Genomic DNA, 18,619 nt, shown 5'->3' with positions numbered 1-18,619 from the left:
CTTACTCTTCTCGGTGCAGCAGTGGGAATCACACGACCACGATCATTCGCGCATGAGTAGCCCCTCAAAGAAGCTCACCGCATTGGCTTCCAGCCCTTCCAGGTAGTAGCCGCCTTCCTGTACTACCAGCGTGGGTACGTTCAGGCCCGCTACCCGGCGGCCAAGTTCAGCAAACCCTGGCGTCGACACGGCGACCTTGGCTTGGGGGTTCGCGCTCGTAAATATAGAAACCCAGTGCCAGAACAATGGCATCCGGCTCGAACAGGCGAATAGCTTGGCAAGCCTCCTCCAAGCGGTCAAAGAACCCTGCTTCTTCTGAACCGTGGGGCATCGGTAGGTTGAGGTTGTAGCCCAGCCCCGCGCCTTGCCCACGCTCCTCTTCAAAGCCGGATACTGCCGGGTAGAAGTTGGTGGTATCGCCGTGAATCGAGATATACAGCACATCATCGCGCTGGTAGAAGATTTCTTGAATGCCTTGGCCGTGGTGCATATCCGGGTCGAGCACGACGATACGCGGGGAGCGCGAGGTGAGATGCTGTGCAGCAATGGCAGCATTGTTGAGAAAGCAGAAGCCACCGGCAGAATCGATGCCCGCGTGATGGCCCGGCGGGCGCGATAACGCGTAGGAAAGCCGTTCCCCAGCCAGCAACGCCTCTGCCCCAGCCACGGCACTCTGCGCCAGCCAATAAGCCGACTGCCAGGTCTGCTGCCCCACTGGTGCCCTGCCATCCGCTAAGTAGCGCCCGGCTTCCGCCAATATCCCGCGCAGGGCGTTGGGTGAGCGCACAAAGATATTAGAGATTACCTCTTCACCCCAATCTTCGCCCAGGGCATGCCAGCGCCGGTGGGCACTTTCCAGAAACCGGAGATAGGCCAGCGAATGCACCGCCCTTAGCGGCCCCACGCCATGATCAACAGGTGCCTGGAGCTCAAACCCAAGCCTTTTGGCGGCGGCTAGCAGGTGCATGGCGCGTTCGGGCACTTCCTGAGGCGTGCGCATTTTGCCGCGGGAGAAGTAGGTTTGCGGCTGATGAAGCGCCAGGTCAGCGTGGAAGAACGTCTTCATGGGTATGGTCTCCAGTGTCCCCCACTCCCTTCACCACAAAATCGCGGGCCACCCCGATATGGTAATCAATCGCCTCACGGCAAGCGTCTGGGCGGCCACTGCCGAGCGCGTCCAACAGCTTGTAATGGCTGGTCGCGATGGTGTCGGGGGCTTCATGGGTCTTGGTGATAAGTGTGATACACAGGCGCAGCTCGTGGGTCAGGTTGTCGAAGGCACGCAGCAGCCGCTCGTTGCCCGCGTAGTGCAGCATCAGGCGGTGAAACTGTAAGTCTTCCCCAATGCGGCTCGTGCCATCGTTGCTGGCCGCTGCCTCACACAGTACCTCTACCTGCTGCTTTAGGGCACGCTCAACCTCAGCACTGTAATGCTCGGATAAACGCTGAATCGCGTGCCGCTCCAAACATAAACGCAGGTCAAAGACGTCCTCTAATTCAACGGCATTCAACGCCCGAACGAAAAACCCTCGCCGGGGTTTTGAGATCAACAAACCTCTGCTTTCCAGCAAGCGCGCCGCCTCACGAACCGGTGCCCGGCTGACTCCTAGCTCACGGGAGAGCTGTACTTCAGAAAGCCGTTCGCCGGGTAAAAAGTGTTGCTGAATAATCGCTTGGGTTAAGTAGTCGGCCACCTGTTCAACGAGATTATGTTGCTGAATAAAGGCGCTTGGCGCCGCTAACGGTGGTGCCATAATTTACACTCATATTAAGTATTACGTACTTTTAGTATGACGCAAAAACTATCTTTGTCGACGGCCGACTGACGACTGTCGACAGTTTTATAAACCACTGCTATGGTCAAAACAGGTCCCTAATAAACATCACAATCGGGCCTGAACCGTCACGCCTCGCTAGCCTAACGACTACGTAAGCCTATTACGTGCTAATAACTGAGGAGCAGGAAACATGAAGACCCCATTGGCTTTGGCCATTTCCGCTGCAGCACTCGCCGTTTCAACCACCACCCTGGCAGAAGACCCCAAACAGGGCGGTACCGTAAATACGATTATTCAGCCAGAGCCACCGGGCCTAGTGCTGGGTATGATTCAGAACGCGCCCACCCGCACCGTCGCGGGCAATATTTATGAGGGCTTACTCCGTTACACCACCGACCTAGAGCCCATGCCGCAATTGGCGGAGTCGTGTGAGGTCAGCGACGATGGTAGCACCTACACCTTCCACCTGAGAGAGAACGTTACCTGGCACGATGGAGAGCCCTTCAACGCTGAAGATGTGGTGTTCTCCGCCGATGTTTTCCACCGTGAGTTGAACCCCAGCGCCCGCGCCGTGCTGCAGCACGTGGAGAGTATCGAAGCCACCGACGATCACACCGTCGTATTTACGCTGAAGCAGCCCTTCGGCCCGTTCCTGATCTCCTTCGAAGCAGGCACCTTTACCATGGTGCCTGAGCATCTTTATGCAGGTACCGATTTCCGTAATAACGAGCACAACGATCACCCCATCGGCACCGGCCCGTTCCAAGTTCTCCAACTGGGAGCTCGGCACGGTGATTGAATTGGTCAAGAACGATGAGTATTACGAAGAGGGGCTGCCCTACCTGGATGGCGTGAACTGGCACATCATTCCTGACGGTGCTTCCCGTGCGGTGGCGTTTGAGAACGAGACCATTGACGTGCTGCCCAGCGGCACTGTCGAGAACTTCGACATTCCTCGCCTAGCCGAGATGGATAACGTCTGCATGACCGAAGAGGGCCACGAATATTTCAGCCCCTTTGCCATGCTGTGGATGAACAACCGCGAAGGTCCCACCGCTGACAAGCGCTTCCGTCAAGCAGTGATGTACGCCATGGATCGCGAGTTCGCCAAAGATGTTCTGTGGAACGGTCTGGGCAATGTGCCGCTCTCCGCCTTTGGCTCCAATGCGCGCTTCCAGAATGATGACCTAGAACCCTACGACTACAATCCAGACCGCGCCCGTGAGCTGCTGGATGAAATGGGTTATGACGGTGAAGAGATCACCATCCTGCCGCTGCCCTACGGCGAAACCTGGACCCGCTGGGCAGAAGCCGTGCAGCAGAACCTGCGCGAAGTGGGCATTAACGTTGAAACCCAGGCCACCGACGTGGGCGGCTGGAACCAGCGCCTGGGCGATTGGGATTACGACCTAGCATTTACCTACCTCTACCAGTACGGCGACCCGGCGCTGGGTATTTCACGCACCTACCTTTCCGACAACATTGCCAAAGGCTCGCCTTGGAATAACGTAGAGGGCTACGAAAACGAGCGTGTCGACGAACTCTCCAACGAGGCCGCCACGGCATTCCCCGACGAAGAGCGCGAAAAACTTTACCGCGAAGTACAGGAAATCCTCCATGAAGACGTGCCCGTTGGCTGGCTGATGGAGCTAGGCTTCCCGACCCTTTACCGCTGTGATGTGAAAAACCTGGTCACCTCCGGCGTGGGTGTTAACGACGGCTTTAAAGATGCTTGGCTAGATCGCTAAACCCAAGCCACCCAGGTAGCGCCTGCTACCTGGGTTTTCTAGCCACGCCTTGAAGGTATTCGTCAGGAAACGACTTATGGTTTACGCGCGCCTCATCCTAATGCGGCTTCTCAAGGCCGTGATTGTGCTGTTTTTAATCGTTATTTTTAACTTCCTGCTAATTCAGCTGGCCTCCGGTGACCCGGCCGCCATTCTGGCCGGCGAAGCAGGTGCCGCGGATCAGGAGTTTCTCGATCAGTTGCGCGAGCGCTTTGGGCTCGACCAGCCGATGTATGTACAGCTGTGGCATTACGTGTCGGGTATCGCCATGCTCGATTTCGGCTACTCCTACCGACTGGGCGTGCCGGGGTTTGATCTGCTTATGGAACGCCTGCCCGCCACCCTACTGCTCACCGGCACTGCCTTTGTGCTCTCGCTGGTACTGGGCATTGTGGCAGGCTCCATGGCCGCCGCGCGGGTCAAGAAGCCCTCTGGCTCACTGATCATGGCGCTGGCGCTGGTGTTCTACGCCACGCCGCTGTTCTGGGTCGCACTGATGTCGGTGGTGGTCTTTTCCGTTTACCTGTGCTGGCTGCCCGCCTATGGGCTTTACACCGTGGGGGCGGGCCATACGGGGTTGGCGCTGGTGCTCGATGTGGCCAAGCACTTGGTATTGCCCGCCACCACGCTGGCGCTGTTCTTTATGGCGATTTACACCCGCATGACGCGCACGTCGATGCTGGAAGCCGCTCAGCAGGATTACGTCAAAACCGCCCGCGCCAAGGGCTTGAAGCCCAGCATTATTCAGCGCCGTCATGTGTTGCGTAATGCCCTGCTACCGATAATCACGTTAGCAGGCCTGCAGGCGGGGCAGATGGTCGGCGGGGCGATCCTGACCGACACCGGGTTTGCCCGGCCCGGCATCGGGCCGCTTAATGTTCGAAGCCCTTGGGCAGCGCGGCTACAACCTACTGGTGGGCATTTTCTTCTTCTCGGCGGCGCTGGTGATTGTCTTCAACATCATTACCGATTTGGTGTACAGCCTGGCTGATCCACGCATCAAGAAGGGGGCCGCATGAGCTTTTTCGCACGCTTCGCGCAGAACCGTGGCGCCCTCATCGGGCTGATCATCCTGCTGCTGATTATCGCCATGGCCATACTGGCGCCGCTGCTGTTTCCCGAATCGCCCTGGCGCATGGTGCAGCGACCCTTTTTGCCGCCGCTCTCGCAAGATGGCTTTCCCCTAGGCACCGACACCATGGGCCGCAATGTGGCCTCTGGCTTAATGCACGGCGCCTGGGTGTCGCTGTTGATTGGGCTGGTATCCACCAGCGTGGCGCTGCTGATTGGCGTTCCCTTGGGGGCCATTGCAGGCTACTACGGTGGCATCATTGACGACATATTGATGCGCTTTACCGAGTTCTTCCAGACCATCCCCAACTTCGCGCTGGCGATAGTGCTGGTGGCGATTATGCAGCCCAGCATTACCTCCATCGTGCTGGCGATTGCGATTGTCAGTTGGCCGCCGGTGGCCCGCTTCGTGCGCGCCGAGTTTATGTCGCTGCGCCACCGCGAGTATGTCGAAGCCGCTCGTTTGGTCGGTCAGTCCAACACCACGATTATCCTGCGCCAGATTCTGCCCAATACGCTGTCGCCGATTATCGTGCTGGCATCACTCATGGTCGCCACCGCGATTTTGCTGGAGTCGGCGCTGTCGTTTCTCGGCCTGGGCGATCCTAACGTGATGTCCTGGGGCTATATGATCGGCGCGGCGCGCACGGTGATTCGCCAGGCGTGGTGGCTAAGCTTCTTCCCGGGGGTGGCGATTCTGCTCACCGTACTGGCGTTAAACCTGGTGGGTGAAGGGTTAGACGACGCACTGAACCACAAACTATCACGCGAGCGCTAGGCGTTTGTTATGGCTGGAGTGCCTGTTATGAATGAAGCATCGACAGAAACCGTCCTCAGCATTCGCGACCTCAATATTGCGCTCCCCAAAGGGGCGGATCGTGCCCTAGCTGTGGAGGACGTGAGCTACGAGGTGAAGCGCGGCGAAATCATGTGCGTGGTGGGCGAGTCCGGTTCCGGTAAATCGATGGCCGCCAATGCCGTAATGGGGCTACTGCCCAAGGGCGTACACGCCACCCAGGGCGAGATACTCTTTGAAGGGCAGGATCTACTTGCCCTGTCAGAAAAGCAGCACCGCGCCCTGCGCGGGCTAAAAATCGGCATGATCTTCCAGGAGCCAATGACCGCCCTGAATCCGCTGATGCGGGTAGGCGCGCAAATTGCCGAGGTGTTCGAGGCTCACGGCCAGCTCACTCCTAAAGAGCGCCAGGCCCGCGCGCTGGAGCTGTTAATCGAAGTGGGAATCCCCCAGCCGGAGAAAGCCATTCGCGCCTACCCGTTTGAGCTTTCCGGCGGTCAGCGCCAGCGGGTGATGATCGCCATGGCGCTGGCGTTGGAGCCCGTTTTGCTGATTGCCGATGAGCCCACTACGGCGCTAGATGTCACTACCCAGGCGCAGATTCTGGAACTGATCCGCGACTTGCAGCAGCGGCGCGGTATGGCCGTGATGTTTATTACCCACGATTTTGGCGTGGTGGCTGAAATCGCCAATCGCGTTTGCGTCATGCGCCACGGCAAGATTGTCGAACTAGGCGACGCCAAACCGGTACTCGAAAATCCTCAGAACGCCTACACCCAAGCGTTGATTGCCGCGATTCCCAGCAATGCGGTGCCGCCCCACCGGGAGACTAGCCAAGTCGCCCCGCTGCTGGAGATCAAGCAGCTGAGCAAAGTGTTTCGTTCTCGGGGCGGTTGGCTCAAGCCCTCCCGTGAAGTGCATGCCCTTGATGATGTTTCGCTCACTCTGGCCCGGGGTGAAACGGTAGGTATTGTCGGTGAGTCCGGCTCTGGAAAATCCACTCTCGGGCGCTGCGTGGTGCGTTTAGAGCACCCCGATAGCGGCGAGCTGCTGCTCGATGGGGTAAATCTCTCCCAGCTCAAAGGCGATGCGCTGCGCCGGGAGCGCCACCGGGTGCAGATGATCTTCCAAGACCCTTACGCCTCGCTCAACCCACGCACCAAAGTGGGTATGGCAATTGCCCAGGGGCCGATTGCCAACGGCACGCCCAAAGCCACGGCGCTCAAGCAGGCGGGCGAACTGCTCGACATGGTCGGCTTGGGTGCCAGCGCCGTGGAGCGCTTTCCTCACGAGTTTTCCGGCGGCCAGCGCCAGCGGATCGGCATTGCCCGAGCACTAGCGCTCAACCCCGAGCTGATCGTCGCAGACGAAGCCGTCTCGGCGTTGGATGTGTCGATTCAGGCCCAGGTACTGGAGCTACTGGAGGAATTAAAACAGCGCCTTTCGCTTTCGCTGCTGTTTATCACTCACGATCTACGCGTCGCCGCGCATATCTGTGACCGCATCGTGGTCATGCAGCACGGCCGCATTGTTGAGCAAGGCAGCGCCGAGCAGATTTTCCTCGCTCCACAAGAGGCTTACACCCAGGATCTGCTCAAGGCCATTCCCGGCCGCGAAGCCCCCGTAGCGGCGACAGCGTAATTTACCGAATGGGCAAGACAAAATGAGAAAGACAAGCTAAGGAAAATACATGCAAATAACCCTGGAGGCGCTGCGCGCTATTGTTGGCCCGGCCCATGTATTGACTGGCGACGATGTGCACAGCCGTCGCGTGGATTGGATGACGGGCGCGCCCTGCCAAGCTGGGGCGATTGTTCGCCCGGCGAATACTGAGCAGCTTTCTGCGGTGATGCGTGCCTGCTACGAGTTGCTGCAGCCAGTAGTCACCCACGGCGGCTTAACGGGCTTGGTACATGGAGCGGAGGCTAGCCCCGATGAGCTAGTGATCTCGCTTGAGCGCATGACCGCCATTGAAGAAATAGACCACGTGGGCGGGACGCTCACCGTGCAGGCGGGGGCACCGCTGCAGAGGGTTCAAGAGGCGGCAAAAGAGGTCGGCCTGCAGTTTCCGCTGGATCTGGGCGCTCGGGGCAGCTGCACGATTGGTGGCAATATCGCCACCAACGCCGGCGGCGTTAGGGTGATTCGCTACGGCATGATGCGCCAGCAGGTGTTGGGGTTAGAAGCGGTCATGGCCGATGGCCGCGTGGTCAGCTCCATGAATCGCATGCTGAAAAACAACGCCGGTTTCGATTTGAAGCAGCTGTTTATCGGTAGCGAAGGCACCCTGGGGATTGTGACCCGCGCAGTGCTGCGCCTGCAGCCACCGACCCCCAGCGAACAAACGGCAATGGTGGCCTGCCCCTCATTTGAGGCGCTCACCGGGCTACTCAGCCATATGGGCAAAGCACTGGGAGGAAACCTCGGCGCCTTCGAGGTCATGTGGCAAAACCACTACCGACTGCTCACCGAAACGCTGGGCCGCCACAACCCGCCGATTGCTACCGAGCACCCTTTCTATGTCATTATCGAATCTTTGGGCAGTGATGCCGAACGCAATGCTACCCAATTTCGTGAAGCGCTAGAGAGCGCCTTAGCGCAGGAACTCATTGTCGATGCGGTGATTGCACAATCCAGTACCCAGCGCGATGGTTTATGGGCCATTCGTGAGGATATTGAGGGGCTCATCCAAGGGCTGGCGCCGTTATTCACCTTCGATGTTAGTCTGCCGATTGCCGAAATGCAGCGCTACACCGATGAGCTGGAGGCCCAGCTGACCCAGCGCTGGTCCGATGCGCGGCTGGTCGTGTTTGGCCACCTAGGCGATGGCAACCTGCATATTTCCGTCAGCGCCGGGAGTGCCGAGGTGTCGGTACGTCGCGAGGTGGAAGCCATGGTCTATCAACCGCTGGCAACGTTAGGCGGCTCGATCTCGGCCGAACACGGTATTGGCTTGGAGAAGCGACCCTGGCTGAGCCCCTGCCGTTCAGCGGCTGAAATGGAATTGATGCAAACGTTAAAGCATGCGCTTGACCCGCATCGACTGCTGAATCGCGGTAAAATTTTAAGCTAAACACTTTTTATATTTTAGGATTCGCCCATGTCCTCTCATAGCAAGCCCCGCTACCCCGAGCATCTCACAGGTGAAGGCCCCGTAAACCCTTTTCCAGGGATCAAAGTATTGGAGCGTAAACTGGGCCGAGAGATTCCCCATCGGCTGGGCTCTAATGAGGGGCTGGATATGCCCCACCGTGCCCTGCGGGAACACTTTGGCGATGCGGTGGCGCAGCACGTTTACTGCTATGGCGATGCCGAGGCGTTAGGGGTACGCCAACGCTTGAGCGCGCAACAGAACATTCCTTTGGAGCATCTGCTGGTGGATGCCGGTGCCGATAGCCTGATCGCCCTTGCACTGCGCACTACCTGCACGGCGGGAGACGTTGTGGTGAGCACTGCAGGCACCTACCCTACCTTCGGTTACTTTGAGTTAGGCCAGGGCTGCCGCTTGGTTGAGCCAAGCTACCATGAAGCCCCCGGCGTACTCGCCCCGGATTTAGAAGCGCTAGCGGCAGCAGCCCATCAAGAAGAGGCGCGGTTGGTGTACTTAGCGAACGCAGATAACCCCAGCGGCCACCTGCATAGCGATAGTGCGATTCTTAAGCTGCGCGAGGCGCTGCCGGAGGCGTGCTGGCTGCTGCTGGATGAAGCCTACGGGGATTTTCGTGATGACGCGGGAAGCGAGTTTCTCGGCCAGGCGCTTCCGGGCGTGATTCGCCTACGCACGCTCTCCAAAGCTCACGGCCTCGCCGGAATGCGGATTGGCTACGCGATTGCCGAGCCTGATGTGCTGGCGATAATGATGAAGGTGCGTATTCACTACGCAGTGTCTTCATTCACCCAGGCCGCCGCCGAAGTTGTGCTCGACCACCCCGAAGAAGTTCACCAGCACATCGAGGCGGTCAAAGCCCGTCGCGAGCAGCTGGCGCTGCACTTTATCGGCCTGGGTGCCGACGTGCTGCCCAGCGCGACGAACTTTATCGGCATTCGACTTCCCAGCGCGGAATTGGCCGCTGCAGTACACCAGGAGCTACTGGCCGAGGGCGTGCTGGTTGCCCGCCTCGCCCACCCTGAGCTAGCCAACGTGATCCGTATTACGGCAGTGGAAGAAGCGCTGGAGTCCGGCAGGTTGGCCGCACTGGAAAAGGCCCTACAGCAGCACGGCTAGCGCCGCTTGCCCCGGTGCTATTCCAAGAACTATGCCAAGAACTATGCCAGGGCTATTACAAGGTTATGCCGGAGTTAGACAGTGCTGGTAAGCCTCTAGCTCGCCGCGCACCGCTTGTGCGATAAAGGTGCTGCAGTTGAGCCGTCACGCTATTAGCCGCAATCGGCTCGCTGGGCGGCGGTGCCCCAGCACGGCTGCCAACTCTGCGCCCATCCAGCTCCCTCAGCGGCAGAATTTCGGCGGCGGTGCCAGTTAAAAAGGCTTCATCAGCGGTGTAAAGCTCATCGCGGGCAATACGCCGCTCTTTCACCTCGATGCCTAACACATCGCGGGCCAGTTGAATGACGCTATCGCGGGTGATGCCCTGCAGGCAGGAGGTTACTTCCGGGGTGTGCAGCACGCCATCGCGCAGCAAAAAGACGTTCGCCGCCGAAGCCTCGGCCACATAGCCCTCTGGGTCGAGCATGATGGTTTCGTCAAACCGGCTTTTACCGCCGTATTGAGCGCCAGCATCGAGTTCACGTAATGGCCGCTGGTTTTAGCGCGACACAGGCTGATATTGACGTGATGGCGCGCCAAGGAAGAGGTTAAAGCACGCAGGCCGTGGGACGCCGCGTGAGGGGAAATGTAGGGTCCTAAATCCCAGGCAGCAATCATCACATGGGTGGTCAGCCCTTGGGCCCGCAGCCCCAGGCCTTCCGCGCCTAGAAAAACGGTGGGCTTTAAATAAGCGCTGCTTAAACCGTTTTTAGTCAGGCTTTCGCGCTGGGCATCAATTAGCTCGGCTTCGCTAAACGGCAGTGGAATATCCAGCGCATGGGCACTTTCCACTAGCCTGCGAGTATGCTCGGCCACTCGAAACAGTTGGGGGCCTTGCGCTCCTGCATAGGAACGCACCCCCTCAAAGCAGCCCATGCCGTAGTGCAGCGTATGAGTGAACACATGCACTTTGGCGTCCCGCCAAGCGAGCCATTGACCATCCAGCCAAATCCAGCCGTCACGATCATAGAGTGGTGTCATCGGGTTGTTTGCTCCCACTGTTGGTGCCAGCCATCAATTAACGCCTGCTGGTGTGGCTGCAGCGATTGATAGCCCCAGGCGGCAATTTCTTCGTTTTGTGGATCGAACACGGCGGTCTTACTGCCCGCAAGGGTTTGGATTACCGCCTGACCGCAGAGCGGCACGTAGCCTTCGGAGTAGCCGCCTTCATGCACCACCACCAGCTTGCCGCTGCAGCAGCGCTCTGCCCCGGCCTTGACTTGAGCGGGCATAGTGGCGAAAGCCTGGCTGTTGAGCAGCATCTTGCCTAGCGGGTCTTTGGCGCAGGCGTCATAGCCACAGGCCACCACGATTAGGTCAGGCTTGAATGCCTCCAAAGCGGGCAGCACCAATGTTTCCATGGCATACGCGTAGGCCCCCAGGCCACAGCCTGGGGGTAGCGGCAGGTTAAGGTTAGCGCCCAACCCGGCCCCTTCGCCCTGCTCGTCGAAACCACCGGTTTCCAGCGGGTAGTTGGCCGCTTGGTGCATGGAAACGGTGAAGACATCGGGGTCGTGATAAAACGCCGCCTGCTGGCCGTTGCCGTGGTGAACGTCCCAATCGAGTATCGCCACGCGCTTGGCTTGACCTAGGGCGCGGGCACGCATTACCGCAACGGGGATATTGCCTAACAGGCAGAATCCTCGGCCCTGGTCGGCTTCGGCATGGTGGCCCGGCGGGCGGCATAGCGCATAGGCGTTATCCAAGTCGCCCAGTGCCACGGCCTCAATGGCAGCAATAGCTAGCCCCGCTGAGTGGGTTGCCGCCGCCCAGCTGCCCGGCATATAGGGCGCGCAGTCTCCGCCATTGCCACCCCGTGCTTTATCCCCTGCTTGCAGTTCATCCAAATAACGCGGGGTATGAAAACGCAGTAGGTCAGAGAGCGTTGCAGCAGGCGGTTTCACCACGTAAAGCTCGTCAATCAGCCCGCTGACTTCCAGAATATTCTTCAGCCGCCGCTTGCTCTCAGGGCTTTCCGAGGCGGCCTGGGGCTGCAAGAACTCCCCGGCGCGGAGAACACGCCGATGGCCCCCTGGTCATGCCAAAAGCAGCGTTCGTGCCAGTAAAATGCGGTTTTACTCATGCGGTAACCCCCTGCATAAAGGCCGCTAGGTTGGCGCTTAAATGCTCGGTGGGGTAGCCGCCTTCCTGCACAATCACCATGGGTAGCGAGAGCGCTTTTAAGCGTTTGCCCACCTCGATAAACGCCTCGGTTTCCACATTAAGGCCCGCTAACGGGTCATCTTTATGGGCATCCAGCCCGAGTGCCACCACTACCGCATCCGGCTCATAGCGCTGCAGATGGTCGATCAGGATCGCCAGCGCATCTAAATAGACCTCGCCATCGCTGCCCACCGGCAGGGGGAGATTCACGTTGCAACCCACGCCTTCATCGCTACCCTCTTCATCGGCACCGCCCCAGAAAAACGGATAAAAATCGCTGGGGTCGGCGTGTAGCGAGCCAGTCCATACATCATTTCTGGCGTAGAAAATATCCTGGGTGCCGTTACCGTGGTGCAGGTCCACATCAATAATCGCTACCTTGGCAAAGCGTTCGCGCAGCACGGTAGCCGCCAGCGCAGAGTTGTTCAGCAGGCAAAAGCCGCCTGCGCGCTCCGGCCCAGCATGGTGGCCTGGCGGGCGGCACAGCGCATAGGCCACCGGTTCTCCGTCTAGCACCGCTTCTGCTGCCGCCTCAGCAGTGGCGGCCGAGGCCAGCGCACCTTGAAAACTGGTCGCGCTGAGCGGGCAGGCCATATCGTGCAGGTGCCAGCCCGCTTGCCCAAGCGGGTGGCGCGGGTAGTGGTGGCCTCCTCCGCAGGGGTGAATGTTGGGTGCCACGAACTCGGCGGCATTGGGCAGCGCCTGCCAGCGGGCATATATTGTTTCCAAGAACGTCAGGTAACGCGGCGTATGAATTTGCTCTAAGCGCTTACGCAGCTTGGGGGAGTCTGACTCAACTGGCGCAGTGAGCACTAAGCCAGCCTTTGCTAACCCCTGCGTCAGTAGCTCGGCACGCACCGGGCCTTCCGGCGATGCGACGGGCTGGCCACGTAGCAGGTAGGTAGGCGGCGCATGCATCGCCTGATCAGGATGATAAAAGCACTTCATGGGTCGCAGTCCTTAGCGAAACTATGAAACAGCAGATTCAGGCAGTGACTCCCATATTTCAATAGCAGCGGCTAAATCTTCCAGCGAAGAGCCCACCGATTTAAATAGCGTGATGGCGTCTTTATCCGAGCGCCCAGGTTTGGTGCCTGTCAGCACTTCGGCAAGCTCGGCTTGGATGTCATCAAATTGGAAAGCGCCTTCATCTATGGCCTGCAGAATATCTCCCGCTTCGCCTTTTGCCCCGGCGTAGGTATCCACAAATACTTGTGAGCGGCGTAAGCACTCTGCGTCGGTTTCCCGCATTTGCGGCCGAAACGCGCCAATTAGATCCAGGTGTGTTCCTGGCGTCAGCCATTCGCCTTTAATGATCGGCTGGGTAGAGAGCGTCACGCAACTGACAATATCCGCTTCCGCCACGGCGGCGGGTAATGCTTCTACTACTTGGGTATCAAAACGGCTTGCGTACTCCTCAGCAATCGCCGTTGCCTTGCTGGGGTTACGTCCCCAGATCAGTACCCGCTTGATCGGCCGCACGCTAGCGTGGGCTTCAATTACCATGGGTGCCAGCTTTCCTGTCCCCACGACCAATAGCGTATCAGCCTCTTCGTTGGCTAATGCTTGAGCAGCCAGAGCAGAGGCTGCCGCAGTACGGCGGCGGGTTAATTCACTGCCATCGATACAGGCCAGCGGCTGGCCGTGCTTGCCTTCGCTTAGCAGGTAAAGCCCGGAAATAGCGGGAATACCGTGCTCGGCGTTTTGCGGAAACACGTTGACCATTTTCACACCGATATAGCCAGCGGCTTCCCAGGCGGGCATCAGCAGCATGGTGACTTCACCATCTGGACGGTGCCTAGCATGGTGATGACGCGGCGGAGATTCCACGCCGTTCACAAAGGTATGCCGTAAGCGTTCGATCAACCCTTGCCAAGCAAGATACTTTGCTACTTCCACTGCTGAGACGACCTGCATATCATGCCTCCGGAACTGCGGCGATGACCATGATTTCGACTTTCCACTCAGGCTTAGCCAGCTTGGCTTCAAGCGCGGCGCGCACTGGCGGGCGGCCCGGCACTACCCAGGCATCCCAAGCTTGGTTCATTTGATCGAACTCCGCCATGCTGGTGACCCACACTTGGGAGAAATTAGGTGCTCTTTGGATGTCCCCGCTTGCACCAGCAGTTGGTCGATACGTGCAAGCACTTGCTCGGTTTGCCCACGCATATCGGCGGTGGTATCCGTTGGCACTTGGCCTGCGAGATACACCGTGCCGTTATGAATCGCCACTTTGCTCATGCGAGTATTGCTGTCTTGGTAGGTCACGCCCATGGGGTCTCTCCAAGGAAGGGGGGGATCCTCTTGAGACTACGACGATGCAAAAGGGTGTGCTGACCCGAAACTCTGGCAAATTTGCCCGCAAGTCAGGCAGGCAGCGTGTTCAGGCGTTATCTATCAGAAGAGGGGGAAATCTCAAAGTAACGACGATAGGCGCGGGAGAAGCTGCCTTGGTCGCGAAAGCCCACCAGCATGGCAATGTGGCCAAGACTCAGCGCGCTATGGCGAACCATCGTGCGCGCATGCTCTAACCGCCTGCGCTGTACATAAGCCAGCGGCGTCACGCCAGTTAACTCGCGAAAGCAGCTATGAAAGTGCCCAGGGCTTAACGCACACAGCGCGGCTAACTGCTCCACCCGTATTTCATCCGCCAAATGCTGATCTAGCCAAGCATCCAAACGTTCTAGATCGAGCCGTTCGCTGATACACCGAACTCCGAGCTGGTCGGCCGTCTGTTTTGGCGCATCGTTTAGGTACATATAGAGCGCCCGCAGCAGCAGCACGGCGATTTCATTTTGCAGTGCTGGGCACTGATCAAGCTGATGAGCGAGCGCATGGGTAAGCTGATTTAAGGCAGGCGGAACGGTAAAGAAACGCGGCTTATCGAATAAGCGCTCAATCTCACTGCCCTTTTCCAGCGTGGCTAAGTGCTGCACGGGGATATCCAGCACCAGCGTACGGTTGCTGCCATCGCCCTGATACTCGTGATGGCGCGACGAAGGGATCAAACAGCCACGGCGAGCGGTGACCCGCTCCCCCTGGCCTTCCATGGCAAGCTCGGTAACGCCACACGTCGCCAGGATTAGCTGGTGGAAATTGTGGGAGTGCGCCACCTGCTCTGGGGCCAAATTGCGGCTATGCAGCTCAAACTGGGCCATGAACTTACCATTGGGTTGATTCTCAACAAGGGCCTTCACTATACGGCGATGCCCCGCTTAAAATCGAGGGTGCGTTAACGTTGCATTAACGCACCCTACAACAGGCCACTACCCTTATGCGTCAGGCAGGGCTGCGATCACCATAATTTCCACTTTCCACTCGGGCTTGGCCAGCTTGGCTTCCAGCGCCGCGCGTACCGGCGGACGACCCGGCACCACCCAGGCTTCCCACACTTCGTTCATTTCCGCAAACTCGGCCATATCGGTCACCCACACCTGAGCAGAGATCAGGTGCTCTTTAGAGGTGCCCGCCTGCGCCAGCAGCTCATCGATGCGCGCCAACACCTGCTCGGTTTGGCCACGCATGCCCACCGTGGCATCTGCCGGTACTTGGCCCGCGAGGTAGACCGTTCCGTTATGAACAGCCACTTGGCTCATACGTGCATTGCTTTCGTGATAGGTCACGCCCATGGGATATCTCCAGCGAAGGTAGGTTTTTTCTTTCGTTTATAACAACCCCGCATATTTACCATAAAAAGCGTTTAGCACTAGGCCCTAATGGGCTGAAATTTGGAATTTTTGACTCACTGACATCTTCACTAAAACGTTTTATTAGCGTGAATCATCAAACAACGGGCACAAAAAAAGGGCCTAGCGATAAAACGCTAAGCCCCTGAATTTGGTGCCGGTGGCCAGACTCGAACTGGCACACCCGTAAAGGCGGCGGATTTTGAATCCGCTGCGTCTACCAATTCCGCCACACCGGCAATGGATGCGCATTATACGGAGATAACCCCCCAGGTCAATCTCATCGACTGACTTTATCCACCTAAAGCGCTATCCTAGGCGGCTTGTTTGACCACTGAAAAGAGCTTCTTCACATGCAGCGTGCGGACTTCCATTTCGAGCTACCCGATGAGCTAATTGCCCGCTATCCGTCCGAGCAGCGCAGTGATTGCCGTTTACTGTGTGTGGATGGTCAAAGCGGCGCGCTGGCTCATCGCCGCTTTCCTGACCTGCTGGACCTACTTGAGCCGGGCGACCTGTTGGTGTTTAACGATACCCGCGTGATTCCCGCCCGCCTGCATGGCCATAAGGCCAGCGGCGGCAAGGTGGAAATGCTGCTGGAGCGCCCGCTGGATAGCCACCGGGGGCTGGCGCATATCCGCTCAAGCAAATCGCCCAAGCCGGGCACCGAGCTGATTTTCGAGGGCGATATCCACGCCGTGGTCGAAGGCCGCCGTGATGCACTGTTCGAGCTGCACTTTTTAGGCGATACGCCAATGATCGCGCTGCTGGAAAAGCACGGCCATATGCCGCTGCCGCCCTATATCACCCGGGAAGACGAGTTGAGCGACCGCGAGCGCTATCAAACCGTCTATGCCCGCCGCGATGGTGCCGTTGCGGCACCTACCGCTGGCCTTCACTTCGATCAACCGCTGCTGGATGCCCTGGCCGAAAAAGGCATCAACAGTGCCTTTGTGACACTTCATGTTGGCGCGGGTACTTTTCAGCCAGTGCGAGTGGACAACATCCTTGAGCACCATATGCACAGCGAATGGATTGAGGTGAGCGAAGCTACCTGCCAACAGGTTCGCGACACCCAGGCCGCTGGCAAACGAGTGATTGCCGTGGGTACCACCAGCGTCCGTTGCCTGGAGAGCGCCTGCATGAAGAGCAGCGACGGCAAGATTGCCCCATTCAGCGGCGACACGGATATTTTCAATCTACCCAGGCTACGAGTGGCGCTGCGTGGATGCCCTGATTACCAACTTCCACCTGCCCGAATCTACTCTGCTGATGCTGGTGTCAGCGTTCGCAGGCTATGAACACATGATGCAGGCTTACCGTACGGCGGTAGAAGAGCGGTACGCCTTTTTTAGTTATGGCGACGCCATGCTGCTTACCCGCTAATTAACGAGTTATTGTGATGCGAAACGAATGCTTTATGCGCTTTGAGCGCCTAGCCGAAGACGGCCGCGCGCGCCGAGGCCGCCTGCACTTTCCCCGCGGCACGGTGGAAACCCCTGCCTTTATGCCCGTAGGCACCTACGGCACGGTAAAAGGCATGACGCCTGAGTCGGTCAAAGAGATTGGCGCAGAGATCATCCTGGGTAATACGTTCCACCTTTGGCTGCGCCCCGGCACAGATGTCATTGAAGCCCACGGCGACCTGCACGACTTCGCCCAGTGGGATAAACCAATCCTCACCGACTCCGGCGGTTTTCAGGTGTTCTCGCTGGGTGAAATGCGCAAAATCACCGAGCAGGGCGTGCATTTCCGCTCGCCGGTGGATGGCAGCAAAGTGTTCATGGGGCCGGAAGAGTCCATGGCGGTTCAGCGTCGCTGGGCTCTGACGTGGTGATGATCTTTGACGAGTGCACCCCCTACCCGGCCACCTTTGAGGAGGCCGAAAAATCCATGGAGCTGTCGCTGCGCTGGGCCAAGCGCTCCCGCGATGCCCACGGCGATTCGCCTTCCGCACTGTTCGGCATTATCCAGGGCGGCATGCACCCTGAGCTGCGTGAGCGCTCGCTGAAAGGGCTTATGGACATTGGCTTCGACGGCTTGGTCATTGGCGGGCTCTCGGTGGGCGAACCTAAAGAGGAGATGATCAAAGTCCTGGATTATCTGCCTACCTGGATGCCGGACGACACCCCGCGTTACCTAATGGGTGTGGGCAAGCCGGAAGACCTCGTTGAGGGCGTTCGCCGCGGTGTGGATATGTTTGACTGCGTGATGCCCACGCGCAATGCCCGCAACGGCCACCTGTTCACGTCAGATGGCACCGTTAAGATCCGCAACGCCAAGCACCGCTTTGACACGCGCCCGCTGGATGAAGAGTGCGATTGCCATACCTGCCAGAATTTCTCTCGTGGCTATCTGCACCACCTTGATCGCTGTAATGAAATGCTGGGTTCCATGCTCAATACCATCCATAACTTGCGCTACTACCAGCGTGTGATGGCTGATTTGCGCGCGGCAATCGAAGCGGGTACATTGACGACCTTTGTGGAAAGCTTCTACGCAAGGCGCGGCCTCCCGGTGCCTCCCCTTGCAGAATCTGACACCTAAACAATAAAAGCCACTGGCTGAGGCGAGTGGCTTAATCCGTTCACCCATTGAGTGTTCTAACCCAGGAGTTCCCTGCAATGCTGGATTTCTTCATCTCACCAGCCCATGCCCAAGAAGCCGCTGCTGGCGGCGGCATCGCGCCAATCCTTATGCTGGTCGGTTTCGTACTGATTTTTTACTTCCTTCTGTGGCGTCCGCAAGCTAAGCGTGCCAAGCAGCACAAACAGCTGGTGTCTGGTCTCGCCAAAGGCGATGAAGTCGTGATCGGTGGTGGCCTGGTTGGCCGCGTATCCAAAGTCAGCGATGAGTTCCTGAGCCTGGAAGTCTCTGAAGGTACCGAAGTGAACGTGCAGAAGAACGCCGTTGCTGCCGTACTGCCTAAAGGCACCATTAAGTCCATCTAACGCTTGCACTCCCCCCTGCCGACCCAGTGCCAGCCACCCCGGCAGGGGTGACATGGTAGCGTCGATGGTGAACGTTGCTGTGACCAGCCTGTCTGTGCACAGCGATTCCGTTTGTAATTGAAG

12 protein-coding genes, 1 tRNA gene and 7 pseudogenes are annotated in these 18,619 nt (G+C 58.4%); 9 read left to right on the top strand and 11 right to left on the bottom strand.

What is annotated here, in order from left to right:
* Positions 1-42: 42 nt before the first annotated feature.
* The 3 genes from B4967_RS20925 to B4967_RS11225 are packed head-to-tail and all read right to left on the bottom strand — an operon-like array spanning position 43 to position 1,754.
* Positions 43-189 carry a hypothetical protein gene (locus tag B4967_RS20925; RefSeq protein WP_340638751.1) on the bottom strand — a complete coding sequence of 49 codons (147 nt, stop codon included), beginning with the start codon at positions 187-189 and terminating at the stop codon, positions 43-45.
* Positions 167-1,066 carry a histone deacetylase family protein gene (locus B4967_RS11230; RefSeq protein ID WP_340638750.1) on the bottom strand — a complete coding sequence of 300 codons (900 nt, stop codon included), beginning with the start codon at positions 1,064-1,066 and terminating at the stop codon, positions 167-169. The genes B4967_RS20925 and B4967_RS11230 overlap by 23 nt, the downstream gene beginning before the upstream one ends.
* A complete protein-coding gene (locus B4967_RS11225) occupies positions 1,044-1,754 on the bottom strand; it encodes a GntR family transcriptional regulator (RefSeq protein WP_083025254.1) in 711 nt (236 codons plus the stop codon). Before B4967_RS11225 ends, B4967_RS11230 begins: the two co-directional genes overlap by 23 nt.
* A 214-nt stretch (positions 1,755-1,968) precedes the next feature.
* On the opposite strand from B4967_RS11225, the pseudogene B4967_RS11220 reads away from it, so the two are divergent.
* The 6 genes and pseudogenes from B4967_RS11220 (at position 1,969) to B4967_RS11195 (ending at position 9,657) form a co-directional block, all read left to right on the top strand.
* A pseudogene (locus B4967_RS11220) lies at positions 1,969-3,526 on the top strand (ABC transporter substrate-binding protein).
* 76 nt (positions 3,527-3,602) lie between these two features.
* A pseudogene (locus tag B4967_RS11215) lies at positions 3,603-4,584 on the top strand (ABC transporter permease).
* Complete coding sequence (locus tag B4967_RS11210) at positions 4,581-5,414, top strand: ABC transporter permease (protein ID WP_083025253.1); 834 nt, start codon at positions 4,581-4,583, stop codon at positions 5,412-5,414. The pseudogene B4967_RS11215 and the gene B4967_RS11210 overlap by 4 nt, the downstream one beginning before the upstream one ends.
* A gap of 27 nt (positions 5,415-5,441) precedes the next feature.
* Entirely contained in the window at positions 5,442-7,073 is a 1,632-nt protein-coding gene (locus B4967_RS11205; RefSeq protein WP_083025251.1) for an ABC transporter ATP-binding protein, read from the top strand.
* Between the two features lie 49 nt (positions 7,074-7,122).
* Positions 7,123-8,505 carry an FAD-binding oxidoreductase gene (locus tag B4967_RS11200; RefSeq protein ID WP_083025249.1) on the top strand — a complete coding sequence of 461 codons (1,383 nt, stop codon included), beginning with the start codon at positions 7,123-7,125 and terminating at the stop codon, positions 8,503-8,505.
* A 27-nt stretch (positions 8,506-8,532) separates the two neighbouring features.
* Positions 8,533-9,657, top strand: coding sequence for a pyridoxal phosphate-dependent aminotransferase (locus B4967_RS11195; protein WP_083025247.1), 1,125 nt, complete (start codon positions 8,533-8,535; stop codon positions 9,655-9,657).
* Positions 9,658-9,720: 63 nt separating this feature from the next.
* Here the strand turns inward: B4967_RS11195 and B4967_RS11190 are convergent.
* From B4967_RS11190 to B4967_RS11155, 8 genes and pseudogenes are all read right to left on the bottom strand, one after another.
* Positions 9,721-10,677: pseudogene (locus B4967_RS11190) on the bottom strand (branched-chain amino acid transaminase).
* Positions 10,674-11,779 (bottom strand): annotated as a pseudogene (locus tag B4967_RS11185) (class II histone deacetylase). The pseudogenes B4967_RS11190 and B4967_RS11185 overlap by 4 nt, the downstream one beginning before the upstream one ends.
* Entirely contained in the window at positions 11,776-12,807 is a 1,032-nt protein-coding gene (locus B4967_RS11180; RefSeq protein ID WP_083025245.1) for a histone deacetylase family protein, read from the bottom strand. Before B4967_RS11180 ends, B4967_RS11185 begins: the two are co-directional and overlap by 4 nt.
* Before the next feature lie 21 nt (positions 12,808-12,828).
* Positions 12,829-13,776: a bifunctional Delta(1)-pyrroline-2-carboxylate/Delta(1)-piperideine-2-carboxylate reductase gene (lhpI, locus tag B4967_RS11175; RefSeq protein ID WP_083025243.1), complete on the bottom strand. Its 948-nt coding sequence runs from the start codon at positions 13,774-13,776 to the stop codon at positions 12,829-12,831.
* 1 nt (position 13,777) lies between these two features.
* A pseudogene (locus tag B4967_RS11170) lies at positions 13,778-14,133 on the bottom strand (RidA family protein).
* A 116-nt stretch (positions 14,134-14,249) separates the two neighbouring features.
* On the bottom strand, positions 14,250-15,017 hold the full coding sequence (locus B4967_RS11165; RefSeq protein WP_083025242.1) for a helix-turn-helix transcriptional regulator: 768 nt from the start codon (positions 15,015-15,017) through the stop codon (positions 14,250-14,252).
* A gap of 114 nt (positions 15,018-15,131) precedes the next feature.
* Complete coding sequence (locus tag B4967_RS11160) at positions 15,132-15,488, bottom strand: RidA family protein (protein WP_054641705.1); 357 nt, start codon at positions 15,486-15,488, stop codon at positions 15,132-15,134.
* A gap of 209 nt (positions 15,489-15,697) precedes the next feature.
* Positions 15,698-15,784: transfer RNA gene (locus tag B4967_RS11155), tRNA-Leu, on the bottom strand.
* 114 nt (positions 15,785-15,898) lie between these two features.
* On the opposite strand from B4967_RS11155, the pseudogene queA reads away from it, so the two are divergent.
* From queA to yajC, 3 genes and pseudogenes are all read left to right on the top strand, one after another.
* Positions 15,899-16,862, top strand: a pseudogene (gene queA / locus B4967_RS11150) (tRNA preQ1(34) S-adenosylmethionine ribosyltransferase-isomerase QueA); the annotation flags it as partial.
* Positions 16,863-16,965: 103 nt separating this feature from the next.
* Positions 16,966-18,092, top strand: a pseudogene (gene tgt / locus B4967_RS11145) (tRNA guanosine(34) transglycosylase Tgt).
* Between the two features lie 77 nt (positions 18,093-18,169).
* The gene (gene yajC / locus B4967_RS11140; protein WP_083025241.1) at positions 18,170-18,496 is read left to right on the top strand and encodes a preprotein translocase subunit YajC; all 327 of its coding nucleotides are present in this window, start codon (positions 18,170-18,172) and stop codon (positions 18,494-18,496) included.
* The last annotated feature ends 123 nt before the right edge of the window (positions 18,497-18,619 follow it).

The sequence above is a fragment of the Vreelandella lionensis genome, from assembly GCF_002087295.1.
Taxonomy (GTDB): Bacteria; Pseudomonadota; Gammaproteobacteria; order Pseudomonadales; family Halomonadaceae; genus Vreelandella; species Vreelandella lionensis.
This window is presented reverse-complemented; position numbering and strand designations above follow the sequence as displayed.